The organism is Georgenia wangjunii (genome assembly GCF_036421975.1).
In the GTDB taxonomy this organism is placed as follows: Bacteria; Actinomycetota; Actinomycetes; order Actinomycetales; family Actinomycetaceae; genus Georgenia_A; species Georgenia_A wangjunii.
The window spans coordinates 198,057-214,463 of the sequence record NZ_JAZGON010000005.1 but is presented as its reverse complement, the minus strand read 5'-3'; the positions used below and the strand labels follow the sequence as shown (position 1 = coordinate 214,463).

The window sequence follows — 16,407 nt, the reverse complement described above, 5'->3', positions numbered from 1 at the left end:
CCGCGCCCCGGGCCCGTCACGACCGGCCGATCGGGGCGGTCGTCGCGCCGGTGAGCGCGAGGAGGTCGGCGGGCGCGAGCTCGACGTCGAGCCCGCGCCGGCCGGCGCTGACGAGGACGGTCGCGTGGTCGGCCGTGGTGGCGTCGACGACGACGGCGAGCCGCTGGCGCTGCCCGAGCGGGGAGATGCCGCCGACGACGTACCCCGTCGCCCGCTCGGCGGCCGCGCGCTCGGCCATGGCTGCCCGCTTCCCGCCGACGGCCACGGCCAGCGCCTTGAGGTCGAGCTCTCCGGTGACGGGGACGACGGCGACGACGAGCCGGCCGTCGACGTCGGCCACGAGCGTCTTGAGCACGCGGGCAGGGTCGACGCCCAGCGCGGCGGCGGCCTCCGCGCCGTAGGACAGGCCGCTGCGCGGGTCGTGCTCGTAGGCGCGGACGGTGTGAGCGATGCCCGCCGCCTCGAGCGCGAGGAGGGCCGGTGTGCCCTTGGCCGCGGGCTTGCGGCTCACCGCGGCCCCACCGCGAGGACGTGGACGACGGCGGAGCCCACCTCGTCCGAGGCGTCGAGGTCGACGAGGGCGCTCAGCCCCCAGTCGCGGTCGCCCTCCGGGTCCTCGAACGTCTGGCGCGCCACCCACACGCGTCCGGTCGCGGCGCGGGCGGCGAGGGCGTCGTCGCCCTCGGGCAGGTCCGCGGCCTCGGGCCGCTCGACGATGCTGACCAGCGCGGCGCTCCGCGCCTCTGGGCCGGTGCCGAGCCAGTCGTACTCCGCCCAGTAGGGCTCCATGGCGGCCTCCCAGCGCCGGGCGTCCCAGCCGTCGGCACCGTGGAGGCGCTCCAGGGTCTCGTAGGCCTCCTGGGCGACGATCTCGACCCGGCGGAAGAGCAGGTTGCGCACCGCGACGCGGAAGGCGTGCCGGTTGCGCGTGAACGTGATGGGCTCGCCGTCGGGCCCCTCGCCGAAGCGGCGCTCGACGACGGCCTCCGCCGCCTCGTCGTCGGGATGGGCCACGGCGCCGGAGGAGAGCTGCTCCCACTCGTCGAGGAGGGAGGAGTCGACGGCGCGGACGAGGTCCCCCAGCCACGTGATGATGGCGTCGACCTCCTCGGTGCGGGCGTGGTCGGGGACCACCTGGCGCAGCGCCCGGTACGCGTCGGTGAGGTAGCGCAGGACGACGCCCTCGCTGCGGCCCACCTGGTAGCGGGAGACGAGGTCGGTGAACGTCATGGCGTTCTCGACCATCTCGCGCACGACCGACTTGGGCTTGAGCTCGTAGTCCGCGACCCACGGGTTGGTCTGGCGGTACGTGCCCAGCGCCGCCTCGAGCATCTCGGCGAGCGGGCGCGGCCACGTGACGTCGTCGAGGGCCTCCATCCGGTCGGCGTACTCCATGCCCTCGGCCTTCATCGCGCCGATCGCCTCGCCGCGGGCGGCACGCTGCTGGGCGTACAGGAGGGGGCGGGGGTCCTCGAGCGTCGCCTCGATGACGGAGACGACGTCGAGCGGGAAGTCGGGGGACTCGGCGTCGAGGAGCTCGAGCGCAGCGAGCGCGAACGGGGACAGCGGCGCGTTGAGCGCGAAGTCCCGTGGCAGGTCGACCGTGAGGCGCACGTAGGGCTCGCCCGGGTGCGCGCGGCGCCACGCGGCGTCGGCGTGCTCGACGACGCCCGCGGTGCGCAGCGAGCGGTAGATCTCGATCGCCCGGCGGACGTGGAGGTTGCGCTCGGTGCGGGGCTCGTGGTTGTCCGTGAGGAGGCGGTACATCGTCGCGACCGGGTCACCCGGTCGGGCGAGCACGGAGAGCACCATCGTGTGGGTGACGCTGAACTGGCTCGTCAGCGGCTCGGGGTCCGCGTCGCGGAGCCGCTCGAACGTCTTGTCCGTCCAGTTGACGAGCCCGGCCGGGGCCTTCTTGCGCACGATCTTGCGGCGCTTGCGCTCGTCGTCGCCCGCCTTGGCGAGCGACTTCGCGTTCTCGATGACGTGCTCGGGTGCCTGGACGATGACCTCGCCCGTCGTGTCGTACCCCGCCCGCCCTGCCCGCCCGGCGATCTGGTGGAACTCGCGCGCGGAGAGGTGGCGGGCGCGCTCCCCGTCGAACTTCGTCAGGGCGGTGAGGACGACGGTGCGGATCGGTACGTTGATGCCGACGCCGAGGGTGTCCGTCCCGCACACGGCGGCGAGGACGCCGGCCTGGGTGAGCCGCTCGACGAGGCGGCGGTAGCGGGGGAGCATCCCGGCGTGGTGGACGCCGATGCCCATGCGCAGGAGCCGGGAGAGCGTCGCCCCGAACCCCGCGCCGAAGCGGAAGGTCCCGATCGCGGCGGCGACGGCGTCGCGCTTCTCCCGCGACATCAGCTGGACCGAGGTGAGGGACTGGGCACGCTCGACGGCGTCCTTCTGGGCGAAGTGGACGACGTAGACGGGGGAGCGGTGGGTCCCGACGAGCTCGACGAGGAGGTCCTGAATTGGCTCGAGCGAGTAGGCGAAGGTGAGCGGCACCGGGCGCTCGGCGTCGTCGATGACGGCGACGTCCCGCCCGGTGCGCCGGGTGAGGTCCTCGGCGAAGAAGGACACGTCGCCGAGGGTCGCGCTCATGAGGACGAACTGCGTGCCGGAGAGCTCGAGGAGCGGCACCTGCCACGCCCAGCCGCGCTGGGGATCGGCGTAGAAGTGGAACTCGTCCATGACGACGATGCCCGCGTCGAGCGCCGCGCCCTCGCGCAGGGCCTGGTTGGCGAGGATCTCCGCGGTGCAGCAGATGATCGGGGCGTCGGCGTTGATGGCGGAGTCCCCGGTGACCATCCCGACGTTGTGGGAGCCGAACAGGGCGACGAGCTCGAAGAACTTCTCGCTCACGAGTGCCTTGAGCGGGGCCGTGTAGTACGTCCGCTCGCCGCGGGCCAGCGCCACGGTGTGCGCGGCGAGGGCGATCATCGACTTGCCGGACCCGGTGGGGGTGGAGACGACGACGTGGGAGCCGGTGGCGATCTCGAGGAGCGCCTCGTCCTGGTGCGGGTAGAGCGGGCGGCCGGTGCCCGAGGCCCACGCCGCGAAGCCCTCGTAGAGGGCGTCCGGGTCGACGGGGCCGTCGCCCGCCGCGTCCTCGAGGTCGTCGAGGAGGACGTTGAGGGCGTGCACCGTGATCGTCACCGGGCCAGTCTCGCAGAGCGGCGTGACGCCCTCGCAGGTGGCGGCGCCCTCAGTGGGGCGCGTCGAGGTATCCCGTGCGGTCCGCGTCGGTGATCGTGCGCAGGACCCGGGCGGGCACGCCGGCGGCGACGGTGCGCGCGGGCACCGACCGGGTGACGACGCTTCCCGAACCGATGACCGCACCGTCCCCGATCGTCACCCCCTGGTTGATCGTGACGTCACCGCCGATCCACACGTCGTCGCCGAGAACGACGGGCTTGGCGTAGCAGGCGCCGGCGGCACGCTCGGCCGGGTCGAGCGCGTGGTTGGACGTGTAGATGCCGACGCGAGGCCCGATGAGGACGCGGTCGCCGATGGTGATGCCGCCGCCGTCGAGCATGACGGCGTCGAAGTTGACGTAGACGTCGTCGCCGACGGTGATGTGGAAGCCGAACTCGCAGCGGAACGTCGGCTCGACGTGCACGCGCGACCCGACGCGCGCGAGGAGCTCGCCGAGGATCGCCTCGCGCACGTCGGCGGGCTGGCCGAAGCTGGCGTTGTACCGATCCGTCGCGAGCACGGTCTGCTCGCGGGCATGGACGAGCTCGTCGGTGAGGTCGTTGTACATGGCGCCGGAGAGGATGAGGCGGCGCTGCGCGTCAAGGTTCATGCCGACCATCCTCCCGTGGCGCGCCGGGCCCTGTGGTCGCAGTTGAGTGCGGTGCCGGTGGAGTGGCGCGCTAGTCACGGCAGGGCGAGGGCGCGGACGGCGTCGACCGTGTCCGCCTCGGCAGGGCTCTTGTCGTCGCGGTAGCGCAGGACGCGGGCGAAGCGCAGCGCCATCCCCGCCGGGTAGCGCGGCGAGGTCTGGATCCCGTCGAAGGCGATCTCGACGACCTGCTCGGGGCGGACGTGGACGACGTGCCCCTCGCGGGAGGTCTCGAGGGCGAGGAAGCGCTCCGTCTGCCACGCGAGCATCTCGTCGGTCATCCCCTTGAACGTCTTGCCGAGCATGACGAAGCCGTCGCCGTCGCGGGCGCCGAGGTGGATGTTCGAGAGCCACCCCTGGCGCCGGCCGCTGCCCCACTCGACGGCGAGGACGACGAGGTCGAGGGTGTGGCGGGGCTTGACCTTGACCCACGCGGCGCCGCGGCGGCCCGCGTCGTAGGGCGCGTCGAGGTCCTTGAGGACGAGGCCCTCGTGGCCGAGCGCGAGCACCTCGCGGAAGAAGTCGGCGAGCTCGGCCGGGTCCGCGCTCACCCGGCGCGGCACGAGGGCACCGGCCGGTACGAGGCGCTCGAGGGCGGCGAACCGCTCGGCGGCGGGGGCGTCGATGAGGTCGCGGCCGTCGAGGTGGAGGAGGTCGAAGAGGTACGTCGTCAGCGGGACCTGGGCGCGCAGCGCGGCCCCGTCGCGGCTCATGGCACGCGACCCGGTCTCCTGGAACGGTCGCGGACGCCCCTCTGGGCCGAGCGCGATCGCCTCGCCGTCGAGGATGGTGGACTCCACGTCGAGCGCCCGGACGACATCGACGACGTCCGGCACGCGGTCGGTGATGTCGTCGAGGGAGCGGGTGAAGACGCGGACGTCATCGCCGCGGCGGTGGAGCTGGACCCGGATGCCGTCGATCTTGCAGTCGGCGGCGACGGCACTGCCGACCTTCTCCAGCGCGTCGGCGACCGTGGGGGCCGCGGAGGCGAGCATCGGCCGCACCGGCCGGCCCACCTCGGGGCGGAACCTGGCCAACGACGTCTCCCCGCCGGTCAGCGCAGCGAGCGCGATGGGCCCGGAGGCGGCGCTGAACATCGCCGCCCGGCGGACGGCCGCGACCGGGACGTCCGCCGCCGCCGCGATGGCGTCGAGGAGGAGCGAGTCGAGCGCTCCCTGGCGGAGCTCGCCAAGGACGAGGGCCTGGAGGTACGGCTGCTCGGGCGCGGTCGCGGCGCCGAAGAGCGTGGCGACGGCGGCCGCGCGGGCGGCCTGCGAGCCGGTCCCGGCGAGGGCGCTGATCTCCTCGAGCGCCGCGTCGACGGCGGTCGGGGTGAGGGTGGGCGTCGGCGCGGGCTCAGGCATGGCGACGAGCGAGCGCCACCCTAGGCCGGTGCGCCGCTGGCGGACCTGGCCCGAGAGGTACGTCGCGACGACGTCGATCTCCTCCGGCGCGCACGCCTGGAGCGTCTCGGCGAGGAGCGAGCGCTTCTCCAGGCGCGAGCGGGTGGCCGCGAGGGCGGCGGAGGTCTCGACGAGCCGGGTCAGCAGCACGGTGCCGAGTCTGGCACCGGGCATGGACGTCCGCCCGCGCGCGTGCGCCGTGCTCAGACGGCGTCGCCGTAGCTCTCGACGACGGCGACGTCGAGCGGGAAGTCGACCGGGAAGGTGCCGAAGAGCAGCCTGCCGGCGGACTCGGCGGCTTCCCGCACGGCGGCCGCGACGTCCTCGGCGAGATCCGCGGGGGTGTGGATGACGAGCTCGTCGTGAAGGAAGAGGACGAGGTGCGGGCGGCCCCCGGCGTCCGTCCCGTTCCCGCCGTCGGCGCCTGGCGCGAGGAGTCGAAGACGGGCGCGGAGGTCCGCCATCCAGCACAGGGCCCACTCGGCGGCCGACCCCTGGACGACGAAGTTGCGGGTGAACCGGCCCCAGTCGCGGGCGGCGGTGCCGGCGCGACGACGGTCCGCCGCGGTCGCGCCGTCCTCGCTCGCACGGCGCTGCACCTCGTGCCAGCGCTCGGGGGGCGTGGGCGACGTCCGCCCGAGCCACGTCCGCACGGTGCCGCCGGCCTCGCCGCGCCGGGCCGCCTCCTCGACGACGGCGAGGGCGCGCGGGAACGCCCGCGTCAGCCGCGGCACGAGCTCACCGGACTGGCCGCTCGTCGCGCCGTAGAGCGCGCCGAGCATGGCGACCTTGGCGTGCGCGCGGGTGTCGACGACGCCCGAGTCGACGAGTCCCTGGTACAGGTCCGCCCCGCGGCCGGCGCTCGCCATCCGCTCGTCGCGGGACACCGCCGCGAGTACGCGAGGTTCGAGCTGGGCGGCGTCGGCGACGACGAGCCGCCACCCCGGGTCGGCGACGACCGCGGCCCGGATCGCCTTGGGGAGCTGGAGCACGCCGCCGCCGCGCGCGGCCCAGCGGCCGGTGACGACCCCACCGGGGACGTACTCGGCGTGGAAGCGCCCGCGCGGGCCGGGCCGCACCCAGGCGTCGAGCCAGGCCCAGCCGTTGGCGGCGTGCAGCCGGGCGAGCTTCTTGTACTCGAGCAGCGGGGGGATCGCCGGGTGGTCGATCTCGCGCAGCTCCCACGTGCGGGTCGTGTGCGCCTCGATACCGGCCGAGCGCAGGGCCCGCAGGACCTCGACGGCGGAGTCGGGGTTGAGCCGCGGCGCGTCGAGGGCCGCTCGGATGTCGTCGGCGAGGGCGGCCAGCACGAGCGGCCGCTCACCGTGGTGCGGCCGGGGGCCGAGCGCCTCGGTGAGCGCCCGGTCGTGGATCTCGTGGCTCCAGGGCAGGCCGTCGTGGCGCATCTCGGCCGCGGCGAGCGCTCCGGCCGACTCGACCGCGAGGAGCGTCGCCAGCCGGCCGGCGTCCGGGTGCCCTGCCACGACGGCGCGCTGGCGGCGGTGCTCGGCGAGCACCTCGTCCGGGGAAAGCGGGAGCGTCTCGAAGAGCGTGGGCACCGCGTCGGGGTCCGTCGGTGCCGCGGGTGTGTCCCACGCGGGGTGCGGCTCTGCTCGGCCCGCGGCGCGGTCGAGGATGGCCCGGCACAGCCGCAGGTCGTAGCACCGCTCGACCCGCACGCCGGCCTCGAGGAGAACCGGGTAGACGGCGGTGGTGTCCGCCCAGACCCAGCGGGGGCGCTGGGGTGCGAGGTCCCGCGCCCGGCGCGCGAAGGCTGCGCGGTCGAGGGCCTCGGGGACCGCGGGCACGGCGACGGCGAGAGCGCGCTCGCCGTCTTCTTCCGCGCTCGCGGCACTACTGCCGCCGGCGGGTGCCACCGGCGAGAGGTGGACGCCGTCCTGGGTCAGCGTCACGACGATCTCCACGCCGCGAGCGTACGGCTGCGGCCCGACCATGCGCTCTTGGCGACGCGCTCCGCCCGGCGCCCCGCAAGCGCGCACCTCCCGGGCACGCGCACGCCCTCACGCCGTGGACGTGTGGCAGTTCTGCATGATGGGTGCGGGGTGGGTGGGGATGGGGCGGGTGGGGGGCTTACTCGTCCGGGGTGAACAGGTCCTCGATCGGTCGCCCGAAGACGGCCGCGAGCCGGAACGCGAGCGGCAGCGACGGGTCGTGCTTGCCCGTCTCGATGGCGTTGACCGCCTGGCGGGAGACGCCGAGGCGCTGGGCGAGGTCCTGCTGGGTCCAGGCCCGTTCGGCCCGCAGGACACGCAGCCGGTTCCTCATCGGAACCGGCCGCGTGCCCAGAGGAGGCCGAGGACGTAGGTGGCCGTGAGCACCCCGAACGCGCCGAACCCGCCGAGGGGAGGCAGTCCGACGCCCTCGAGGAAGCCCCACGAGAACACGACGACCGCCGTCACGGCGAAGGAGACGGCGAGCGCCATGAGGTGGATCCGCTGGACCACCTCGTCCATCCGCCGGTACCGGGCCACGGCGCTGACGACGAGCGCCACCGCCGGCGGGACCGGCAGGAGGGCGACGGCGTACCGCCACGGTGAGCCGGCGAGCAGCTCTCCGGACAGGAGCCAGGCCGAGAGCCCGAGGAGCGCGGCGTAGGCGAGGAGCGACGCCGCGAAGAACCTCACCGCTTGGCGTTCGAGGCCGCGAACAGGACGGCACCGATCACCGCGCCGAACGCGTATCCCACCGGTCCCGCGGAGGCGGCGAACGCCGCTCCGGTGCCGAGTCCGACGGCGACCGCCGCGCCGAGCGAGAACCGTGAGCGAGTGGTGTCCATGTCAGGTCTACCTTCCGCTGTGTCATGTTTACCTGACACATCCTGGGCCTGGTCGCCACGGTGTGTCAAGGCCTACGCTCGACCCACCGCCGGCACCGCGGCCGGCCGTACGGAAGGAAATCCGATGCCCGTCCGCTGGTACTCCGTCGTCATCGACTGCCGGGACGTCAAGGCGCAGGCCGCCTGGTGGCGTGAGGCCATCGACTGGCGCACCGCCTACGAGGCTGACGACGAGGTCGTCCTCGTCCCGCCGCACGTCTTCGTCGAGGACTGGCACGACATCCCGCCCGAGCAGCGCGGCCCCGGCCTCGTGTTCGTGCCGGTCCCGGAGGGCAAGGAGGTGAAGAACCGCCTCCACCTCGACCTCGCGCCGGGCGGGAACGACGACCAGGAGGCCGAGGTGCAGCGGCTCCTCGACCTCGGCGCGAGCCGCGTCGACGTCGGGCAGGGCGACGACGTCAGCTGGGTCGTCCTCGCCGACCCAGAGGGCAACGAGTTCTGCGTCCTGTCCCCGCGCGACGACTGAGCGCGACGGCGCGCGGCTGTCCCCCGCCCGGGTCGGGGGCGACCCGGACGGGGGGCCCCGCTACCAGAGGTGCGCCACGTCGATGACGAGGCGCGAGTGGTCGCCCGGGCCGTCGAGGATGAACACCCGGAACGGCAGCCGCGCGCGGACGCCGAGACCGATGGTGGTCTGCCCCTCGAAGCTGCCGGCCGAGGCGATCTGCCGGAAGGTCCGGTAGCCGCTCACGTTGCTCAGCTCCCGGCTGTTGCGCGGGCGGTAGGTGACGTGCCCGGCGCCGTCGTAGGTCGGCACGGTCGCGACGACCTCGAGGCGGGCGCCGCCGCGCAGCGGCACGAGGAAGCCCGAGCCGTCGGCGTAGACCTGGTTGACGTAGCGGGCGGAGTAGCCGCGCACGTCGCCGCGCACGTCGATGACCATGCGGTCGAAGCACGGGTGCTCACCCGTGCGGAGGTTGAGCATCGAGGCGTGGCCCGACATCGTCGGGACGGACTTCGCCAACGAGCCCCAGTAGATCCCGCAGTACGGCGCCGCCTGGGCGGAGGAGGCTACGGGACCGATGAGGGCGAGCCCGAGCATGAGCCCGAGGACGACCCGGAAGAAGCGCTTCATCGCGATCCCCTTTCACCAGGGCCTCAGCGCGGCCAGGGACCGGTGAGGATGCCGCGAATGTACTCCTCGTCACACCCCGTCTGCTATAGTCCGCCGGTTTCGCTACCAACCTGTGACGGCCGCGGCGCGGGGTCCGGTGCGGCTCCCACGCTCACCCAGCGCAGGACGCGCTCGAACGGGCCCCGGCCGAGCCAGTGGTGCCAGGCCGTCGCGGCTGCGAGCGTGACGAGGACGAACCACGCGAGGACGGCGTTGGACTCCGTGCGCCACACGACGTCGTTGCCGAGGAGGAAGATCGCGACGATGTGGATCGCGTAGGCGCTCAGGGCCATCGACCCCGTCGCGGCGACGGGGTGGAGGACGACCCGCACCGCGCGTGCGTTCGCCGCGAGGAGCAGCACCCCGAGGACGGCGATCGCCACGCCGCTGTTGCCGAGGAGCTCGAGGGTCGAGTCGTCGTGCGGCTCGGCGCGCACGAGCTTCTCGGCGAGCGGTCCGGCGTCGGGGCCCAGCCCGGCCAGCAGGGCGTCGGCGCCGAGGTAGCCGGCGAGCGCGAGGACGACGCCGACGACGGCAAGGCGCACCTGCACCGCCGTCGCGCCCAGGTCGAGCCGGCCGAGGCCGAGGCCGAGGAGCATGTACGCCACCCAGACGAGGGCGGGGTAGTAGCCCGTCATGACGAGGTCGAGGACGAACCCGCTGTCGGTGCCGGTGGTCCGCACGAGCCAGCTCTCCCCGCCCGCCGGGTCCGTCGTCGCCAGGGCGACGAGCGTCGGCCCGACGACGGCCATGACGGCCGCCAGCGTGAGGGCGAGCGGGGGCCGCGCGCGCAGTGCCGGGATGAGCAGGAGGAACGTGACGGCGTAGGACGGGAGGATGACGGCGACCGGTGTGCCGAGGAGCATGAGGAGCGCGCCGAGCACGAGGATCACGCCCGCCCGGGACAAGACCCGTAGCCGCGCGAGCGAGAGCGCCGCACCCGTCGGTGGCGTGCGGCGGCCCGTGAAGAGCGCGATGGAGACGCCGGCGAGGACGGCGAAGAGCGCGGCCGACCGGCCGTCGGCCACGACGAGCCATCCGGGCGCCGGCTCACCGCCGACCTCGTGGCCGAGGTGGGCGGCGAACATGCCGAGGACAGCGAGACCGCGGGCGATGTCGATCGCGACGATGCGTTGCACCGGGCCAGCCTAGGCCGCGGGGACGACGCTGCGCGGCGGGACGGTCGGGCGTCGTCCCGAGGTGACCTGCCCCGTTCCCCCGCCGTTCACCCACCGTGCCCGGACCGGTCACCTCGCCTCCCTAGCCTCCGGCGAGGCAGTCGATGACGAGGAGCGCACATGATGGTCACGAAGTACCGCTCGGCGCGGGTCGGAACCCGCAGCACGGCGGTCGTCGCGGGGTTCTCCCTCGCGCTGGGTGCGGCGCTCGCCGTCCCCGCCCACGCCGCACCCGTGGCGGTGTCCGCCACGCAGGGGGCGGCGGAAGCGCCCGAAGGCCTTCCGGCCGACATCGCGCCGCCAGCCCCTCGGCCGGCCCCGTTCATCACCCACGCGGGTGAGCACGACCACGACGAGGGTCACGAGCACGACGACGACACGGCTGCCGCCGCCGGCGCGCAGGCCCGAGCCGCCGCGCTGCCGGCCGACGCCGACCGCCAGAGCTACCTCGGCAAGACCCACTACCGCGCCGAGGTGCACTCGCACACCGCGGTGAGCGACGGCCAGGCCCTCCCCATCGACGCGATGGAGCACGTCGAGGAGAACGGCAACGTCGACTTCTTCGCCGTGACCGACCACGACGTCGTCTTCGACCTGCGCAACGCCGACCACTTCACGCAGGACTGGCGCGAGTCGCTGTCCGAGGAGTGGCGCTACAGCCACCAGACCGCCGAGGACTTCAACGCCGCGGGCAACGACCTCGTCGCCCTCATCGGCGAGGAGGTCACGTGGTACGACGGCACCGGCCACATGAACCTGTTCAACGCCGACTGGTTCCTCACCGCCCAGAGCGACGGCGGCGGCACGTGGGGCACCGGCAACATCATGTACGACATGCCGACGGTCCTCGCGCGGCTCACGCTCGACCCCGAGGCGATCGGCCAGTTCAACCACCCGGCCTCGAGCCACGGCCACTTCGGGTTCGCGCACCTCACCCCGGAGGCCGACGCCCAGGTCCCGCTCTTCGAGTACAAGTCGACGGGCTACCACGACACGTTCGTCGGTGCGCTCGACGCCGGCTGGCACCTCGCGCCGGTGTGGTCCGGTGACGAGCACCAGCAGACGTGGGTGACGGGCAACCCCGCGCACACCGGCGTGTGGGCCACCGAGCGCAGCACGGACGGGCTCTACGACGCGATGCGTGACCGGAGCATGTACACGACCTTCGACCTCAACGCCTCGCTCCAGCTCGGTGCGAACGGTGAGCAGATGGGCGCGATCCTGCCCGCGTCGACGACGGAGCTCACGCTCGACGTCGTCCTCGCCGACCCGGACGACGGTGACGCCTTCGCCAGCGCCGTCGTCTACACGAACGGCGGCGCCGTCGCGCACGAGTTCACCGGCGTCGGCGGGACCGACGTCGCGCTCTCGACGACGCTCGACGTCGCCGACGGGCAGTACTACTGGCTCAAGGCCACGCAGGCCGACGGCGACGAGCTCGTCTCCGCGCCGGTCTGGGTCGGCGAGCGCGTGGCCGGCGCGAACTACGCCCCCGCGCTCACCGTGGGCAAGGCCCCGGCGACCGCGGCCTACGGCCAGCGCATCGAGCTCCCCACGGTGGACGCGACGGACGACGGCGGCACGGAGCCGGCCGTCGACGTCACCGTCTACAACGGTGGCGGCGAGGTCCTGGTCACCGACGGCGCCTTCACCGTCTCGAGCTACGCCGACCACTTCGTCGTCACGAGGGCGACCGACGCGGTGGGCAGCACGGCGGCGCACATGCAGCGGATCGTCGTCTCGCAGGACCACCTCGACCCCGAGGGCGTCTTCCAGTACTTCGGCAGCGCGGCGACCGTCGGCCCTGAGGGAGGGACGGGGGGCCTGGCCACCATCACGGACCCCGAGATCGAGGACGCGTGGGTCCAGCTCCTGCCGGCCGGCAGTGGTGACTGGTCCCAGGCGGTCACCGTGGCCGCCACGGCAGACCAGGTGTTCGAGGTCGACATGGTGGCGACCGAGGCCGAGACCTACCAGGACTCCATCACCGGCCAGACGCTGCGCTCCCACGAGTTCGACCTCACCGGCCTCGAGGACGGGCAGCGCTACGCGTACCGCTTCGGTGTGGGCACCGACGGCGGCTGGACCGACGTCAGGGGCGAGTTCGTCGCCGGGGGCACGGACAACGCCCCGATCTACGTCCTCGGCGACCTCCAGGTGAGCAGCCAGGAGGAGGCGGACCACGCCCTGTTCACCGAGATGCTCGCCGAGGTCCGCGCGCAGCGGCCCGGCGGCAACCTCCTCGTCCAGGTCGGTGACCTCGTCGACAACGGCGGGCGCGGGCAGTACTGGGACCAGGCGTTCGACTGGGTGCTCGACGACCTCGACCTCCAGCTCGCCACGATGGTCGGCAACCACGAGACGTACGGGGACAAGGAGTTCAACCACATCTCCCCGGAGCGCAACGCGATCTTCCGCGGGATGTTCAACCACCCGAAGAACGGCAGCGAGGTCGGGGAGTCGAACTACTCCTTCGACCGCGGCGACATCCACGTCGCCGTGCTCAACTCCAACTACGACCTCCAGACCCAGATCGACTGGCTCGTCGAGGACATGCGCGCCACGGACAAGAGGTGGAAGGTCGTCACCGGGCACTTCTCCTACTACGGCGGCAGCCACGCCGACGACGCGGGCATGTCCAACGACCGCGCGCTCGTCGCCCAGACGCTCGACCAGCTCGGCGTCGACCTCTACATCGGCGGCCACGACCACGTGTACAAGCGCTCCGTCATCCACGACGACGCGCTCGCGGCGACGCCCGAGGAGGAGGCCGCGGGCACGACGTACGTGACGATGGGCTCCTCCGGCCCGAAGTTCTACGAGAACCAGGAGTTCTGGTGGGACGACGTCGTCTACGACGAGAACAAGCAGGTGGGTGCCGTCCTCGAAGTGACTGACGCGGGGCTGACGATGACCGCCTACACCGTCGACGGCGAGGTCATCGACGAGTTCACGGTCACCCAGCCCGAGGGCACGTGGGAGCTGAGCTCGGCGACCATCACCGACCGCACCCTGCCGGGCGTGGGCTTCCTCAGCTACCCGGGCGCACGCGAGTCGCTCACCGTCATCGCGGCCGCTTACGACTACGCGGGTGAGGAGGTCGTCGACCTGCGTGTCGAGGACGTCACGCTCGACCACCGCGGAGGCGAGCAGTTCGTCGTCTTCGACGAGCCGATGCCCATCGACTCCAGCCACGGGCTGCGGGTCTTCGTCTGGGACAGCCTCGGGAACGGCGTGCCCCTGCGCGACCCCCTCGAGCTGCGTCGGGCCATGCTCGGCGAGGGCAGTGCCGAGAGCCCGTACGAGGTCCGCACGTGGCAGGACGTCGAGAACATCGTCTGGGAGCCCGCCGCGCACTACGTCCTCATGAACGACCTGGACCTCGACGGCGCCCAGCGCCCGCAGATCGGTGCGGGCACCGAGCCGTTCCGCGGGGTCTTCGACGGTCAGGGTCATGCCGTCACCGGCTACCGAGCGCCCGAGAGTGGCGGCGCGGGGCTCTTCGCGACGAACGCCGGCACCATCCGCGACCTCGCGGTCACCGGCGCGGACATCGACTCCGCCCAGGGCACGATCGGGATCCTCGCCGACTACAGCACCGGGGTGATCGAGGGCTCGTGGACGTCGGGATCCATCACCGGCGCGAGCCGCGTCGGCGGCGTCGTCGGTGACTCCACCGGCGTCGTGCGCGACTCCTACTCCACGGCGGACGTGCGCTCGCGGGCCACGGAGGCCGGCGGCGTCGTCGGCGTCGCCCTCGCGGGCTCGACGACGCAGCGCGTGTACTCCACCGGCAACGTCACGGCCGACACCCGCAACGTCGGTGGCGTCGTCGGGTACGGGTACACCGGCACCACCGTCGACCACGTCGTCTCGCTCAACGAGTCGGTGACCGCCCCCTCCTACGCGCACGCCGTCGTCGGCCGCGTGGGTTCGGGCCAGCGCGCGGACCTCGCCGGCAACCTCGCCACGGACGCCGCGTTCGTCAGCGTCGAGTCGCTCGCCGACGCCCCCGCGGAGGACAACCTCAAGGGGCGCGTCGTCCCGGCAGCAGACACGCGGAGCGAGGCGCTCTACGCGGGCGCGCTCGGTTGGGACCTCACGGGCACGTGGGTATGGGACACCGAGGCCCAGCGACCGCTGCTCCGCGGCAACACGGAGGACTACGTCGAGGAGCGGCCCGCGGGTGAGCCAAACGCGGACGGCTTCTACGAGATCGCGGACGTCGCCGGCCTCGCGCAGGTGACGGCCTTCCCCGGCGAGAAGTTCGTCCTCACGGCGGACCTCGACCTCAGTGGTGTGAGCGACTTCGAGCCGCTCGGCGGGTTCCGGCCCTTCACCGGCGAGCTCGACGGCAACGGCCACGTCATCGCGGGTCTCACGTCGGCCCGCGGCGGCCTCGTCAACATCAACAACGGGACGATCCGTGACCTCGGCCTCACCGGCGCCGATGTCACCCTCGACGGCGGGCGCGTGGGGATCCTCGCGAACGTGAGCAACGGCCACGTCGAGAACGTCTTCACCACCGGGACGGTCAGCGGCGGCTCCCGGGTCGGCGGCGTCGTCGGCGACTCGGGCGGCACCGTCCGCAACGTCTACTCGACGGCGGACGTCCACACCCGGGCCACTGAGGCCGGTGGCGTCATCGGCGTCGCGCTCGCGGGCTCGGTAAGCGAGAACCTCTACGCCACGGGCGCCGTCTCGGCGGACGCACGCAACATCGGGGGCGTCGTCGGGTACGCCTACACCGGCACCCAGATCAGCGACGTCATCGCGCTCAACCCGGGCGTGAGCGCACCGAGCTACGCCCACCGGGTGCTCGGCCGCGTCCTCTCGGGCAACACCGCGACACTGGCCAACCTCTGGGCGGCCGAGTCGGTCGTGGCGGACGTCGTCTCCAACCTCGAGCCCCCCAGCACGACGAGCTGGATGGGGGCGACGGCGAGCGCTCGGCAGACGCGGGACCCGCAGTTCTACACCCGCACCCTCGGCTGGGACCTCGAGTCGGTGTGGACGTGGCACGAGGACGCTGGCCGCCCCGTGCTCCGAGCCGTCACCGAGGTCGACACCGGCGAGCCTGTGCCGCCGCTCCCGCCCGAGGAGGCGGGGCCGGCGCTCGAGCGGGACACCGACGGCGCCTACCTCATCGAGGTGCCTGGTGATCTTGCCGAGGTCACCGCCTTCCCCGGCGCGGACTTCCGGCTGGCGGCGTCGCTCGATCTCACCGGGGTGGAGCAGCCGCAGCTGGCGCCGGACGGCTTCACCGGGACGTTCGACGGCGCCGGCCGCACGATCGGCGGCTACGCGTCGACGTCCGGCGGGCTGTTCGTCAACAACGTCGGCACCATCACGCGGGTCGGGCTCGCCGATGCGCACGTGACGACGACGGCGAGCAACGTCGGCCTCCTTGTCGACGCGAACAACGGCCTCGTGGACGAGGTGTGGACCTCCGGGTCGATCACCGGGACCGCGACCGTCGGTGGCGTCGTGGGCTACCTCTACGGCACCCTCCGGGACAGCTACTCGACGGCGGACGTCACCGCCGACGGCGGGAGGCAGGCCGGGGGCGTCGTCGGGATCACCGGCCGTGGGAGCCTCACCGAGCGGGTGTACGCCACAGGCGCCGTAGAGTCGGTCGCCAACCAGAACGCCGGCGGCATCACGGGGTACGCGTACACGGGCACGACCGTGCGGGACAGCTTCGCGCTCAACGCGTCGGTGACGGCATCGAGCCAGGCGAGCCGCGTCGTGGCGCGGGTCCTGGCGGGAGACACCGCGACGATGACGAACAACTACGCGTCGGCGGCGCTCGTCGTCGGCGTCGAGACGGTGACGGCCGAGGGGCCGGGCACGCAACGAGGCGAGACCAGGACGGCGGCCGAGGTGGCCGACGTCGCCACGTGGCGCGACGGGCTGGGCTGGGACTTCGACGCCGTGTGGCAGTGGGACCCGGCCGCCGGTCGCCCCGTGCTGCAGGACGCGCGCGAGAGTGCAGGTAACTGACATGAGGA

12 protein-coding genes are annotated in these 16,407 nt (G+C 73.2%); 2 read left to right on the top strand and 10 right to left on the bottom strand.

What is annotated here, in order from left to right:
- Nucleotides 1-16: 16 nt before the first annotated feature.
- The 8 genes from ybaK to V2J63_RS10005 form a co-directional block, all read right to left on the bottom strand.
- Nucleotides 17-511 (bottom strand): Cys-tRNA(Pro) deacylase, encoded by a 495-nt coding sequence (gene ybaK, locus V2J63_RS10040; RefSeq protein WP_331230899.1) that lies wholly within the window; start codon nt 509-511, stop codon nt 17-19.
- Nucleotides 508-3,150, bottom strand: coding sequence for a DEAD/DEAH box helicase (locus V2J63_RS10035; RefSeq protein ID WP_331230917.1), 2,643 nt, complete (start codon nt 3,148-3,150; stop codon nt 508-510). Before V2J63_RS10035 ends, ybaK begins: the two co-directional genes overlap by 4 nt.
- Nucleotides 3,151-3,205: 55 nt before the next feature.
- Nucleotides 3,206-3,805 carry a sugar O-acetyltransferase gene (locus V2J63_RS10030; protein WP_331230898.1) on the bottom strand — a complete coding sequence of 200 codons (600 nt, stop codon included), beginning with the start codon at nt 3,803-3,805 and terminating at the stop codon, nt 3,206-3,208.
- A gap of 74 nt (nt 3,806-3,879) precedes the next feature.
- On the bottom strand, nt 3,880-5,397 hold the full coding sequence (locus tag V2J63_RS10025; protein ID WP_331230897.1) for an ATP-dependent DNA ligase: 1,518 nt from the start codon (nt 5,395-5,397) through the stop codon (nt 3,880-3,882).
- Between the two features lie 53 nt (nt 5,398-5,450).
- A complete protein-coding gene (locus V2J63_RS10020) occupies nt 5,451-7,172 on the bottom strand; it encodes a bifunctional 3'-5' exonuclease/DNA polymerase (protein ID WP_331230896.1) in 1,722 nt (573 codons plus the stop codon).
- A gap of 166 nt (nt 7,173-7,338) precedes the next feature.
- Nucleotides 7,339-7,533: a helix-turn-helix transcriptional regulator gene (locus V2J63_RS10015; protein WP_331230895.1), complete on the bottom strand. Its 195-nt coding sequence runs from the start codon at nt 7,531-7,533 to the stop codon at nt 7,339-7,341.
- The gene (locus V2J63_RS10010) at nt 7,530-7,892 is read right to left on the bottom strand and encodes a hypothetical protein (protein WP_331230894.1); all 363 of its coding nucleotides are present in this window, start codon (nt 7,890-7,892) and stop codon (nt 7,530-7,532) included. Before V2J63_RS10010 ends, V2J63_RS10015 begins: the two co-directional genes overlap by 4 nt.
- The gene (locus V2J63_RS10005) at nt 7,889-8,044 is read right to left on the bottom strand and encodes a hypothetical protein (RefSeq protein ID WP_331230893.1); all 156 of its coding nucleotides are present in this window, start codon (nt 8,042-8,044) and stop codon (nt 7,889-7,891) included. The genes V2J63_RS10010 and V2J63_RS10005 overlap by 4 nt, the downstream gene beginning before the upstream one ends.
- A gap of 124 nt (nt 8,045-8,168) precedes the next feature.
- Between V2J63_RS10005 and V2J63_RS10000 the strand changes: the two genes are divergently transcribed.
- On the top strand, nt 8,169-8,570 hold the full coding sequence (locus V2J63_RS10000; protein ID WP_331230892.1) for a VOC family protein: 402 nt from the start codon (nt 8,169-8,171) through the stop codon (nt 8,568-8,570).
- A gap of 60 nt (nt 8,571-8,630) precedes the next feature.
- Here V2J63_RS10000 and V2J63_RS09995 read toward each other — a convergent pair whose 3' ends face one another.
- Nucleotides 8,631-9,179 (bottom strand): AMIN-like domain-containing (lipo)protein, encoded by a 549-nt coding sequence (locus V2J63_RS09995; RefSeq protein ID WP_331230891.1) that lies wholly within the window; start codon nt 9,177-9,179, stop codon nt 8,631-8,633.
- A gap of 83 nt (nt 9,180-9,262) precedes the next feature.
- Complete coding sequence (locus tag V2J63_RS09990) at nt 9,263-10,357, bottom strand: heparan-alpha-glucosaminide N-acetyltransferase domain-containing protein (RefSeq protein ID WP_331230890.1); 1,095 nt, start codon at nt 10,355-10,357, stop codon at nt 9,263-9,265.
- A 159-nt stretch (nt 10,358-10,516) separates the two neighbouring features.
- Here V2J63_RS09990 and V2J63_RS09985 point away from each other — a divergent pair, with 159 nt between their 5' ends.
- Complete coding sequence (locus V2J63_RS09985; RefSeq protein WP_331230889.1) at nt 10,517-16,399, top strand: metallophosphoesterase; 5,883 nt, start codon at nt 10,517-10,519, stop codon at nt 16,397-16,399.
- Nucleotides 16,400-16,407 lie beyond the last annotated feature (8 nt).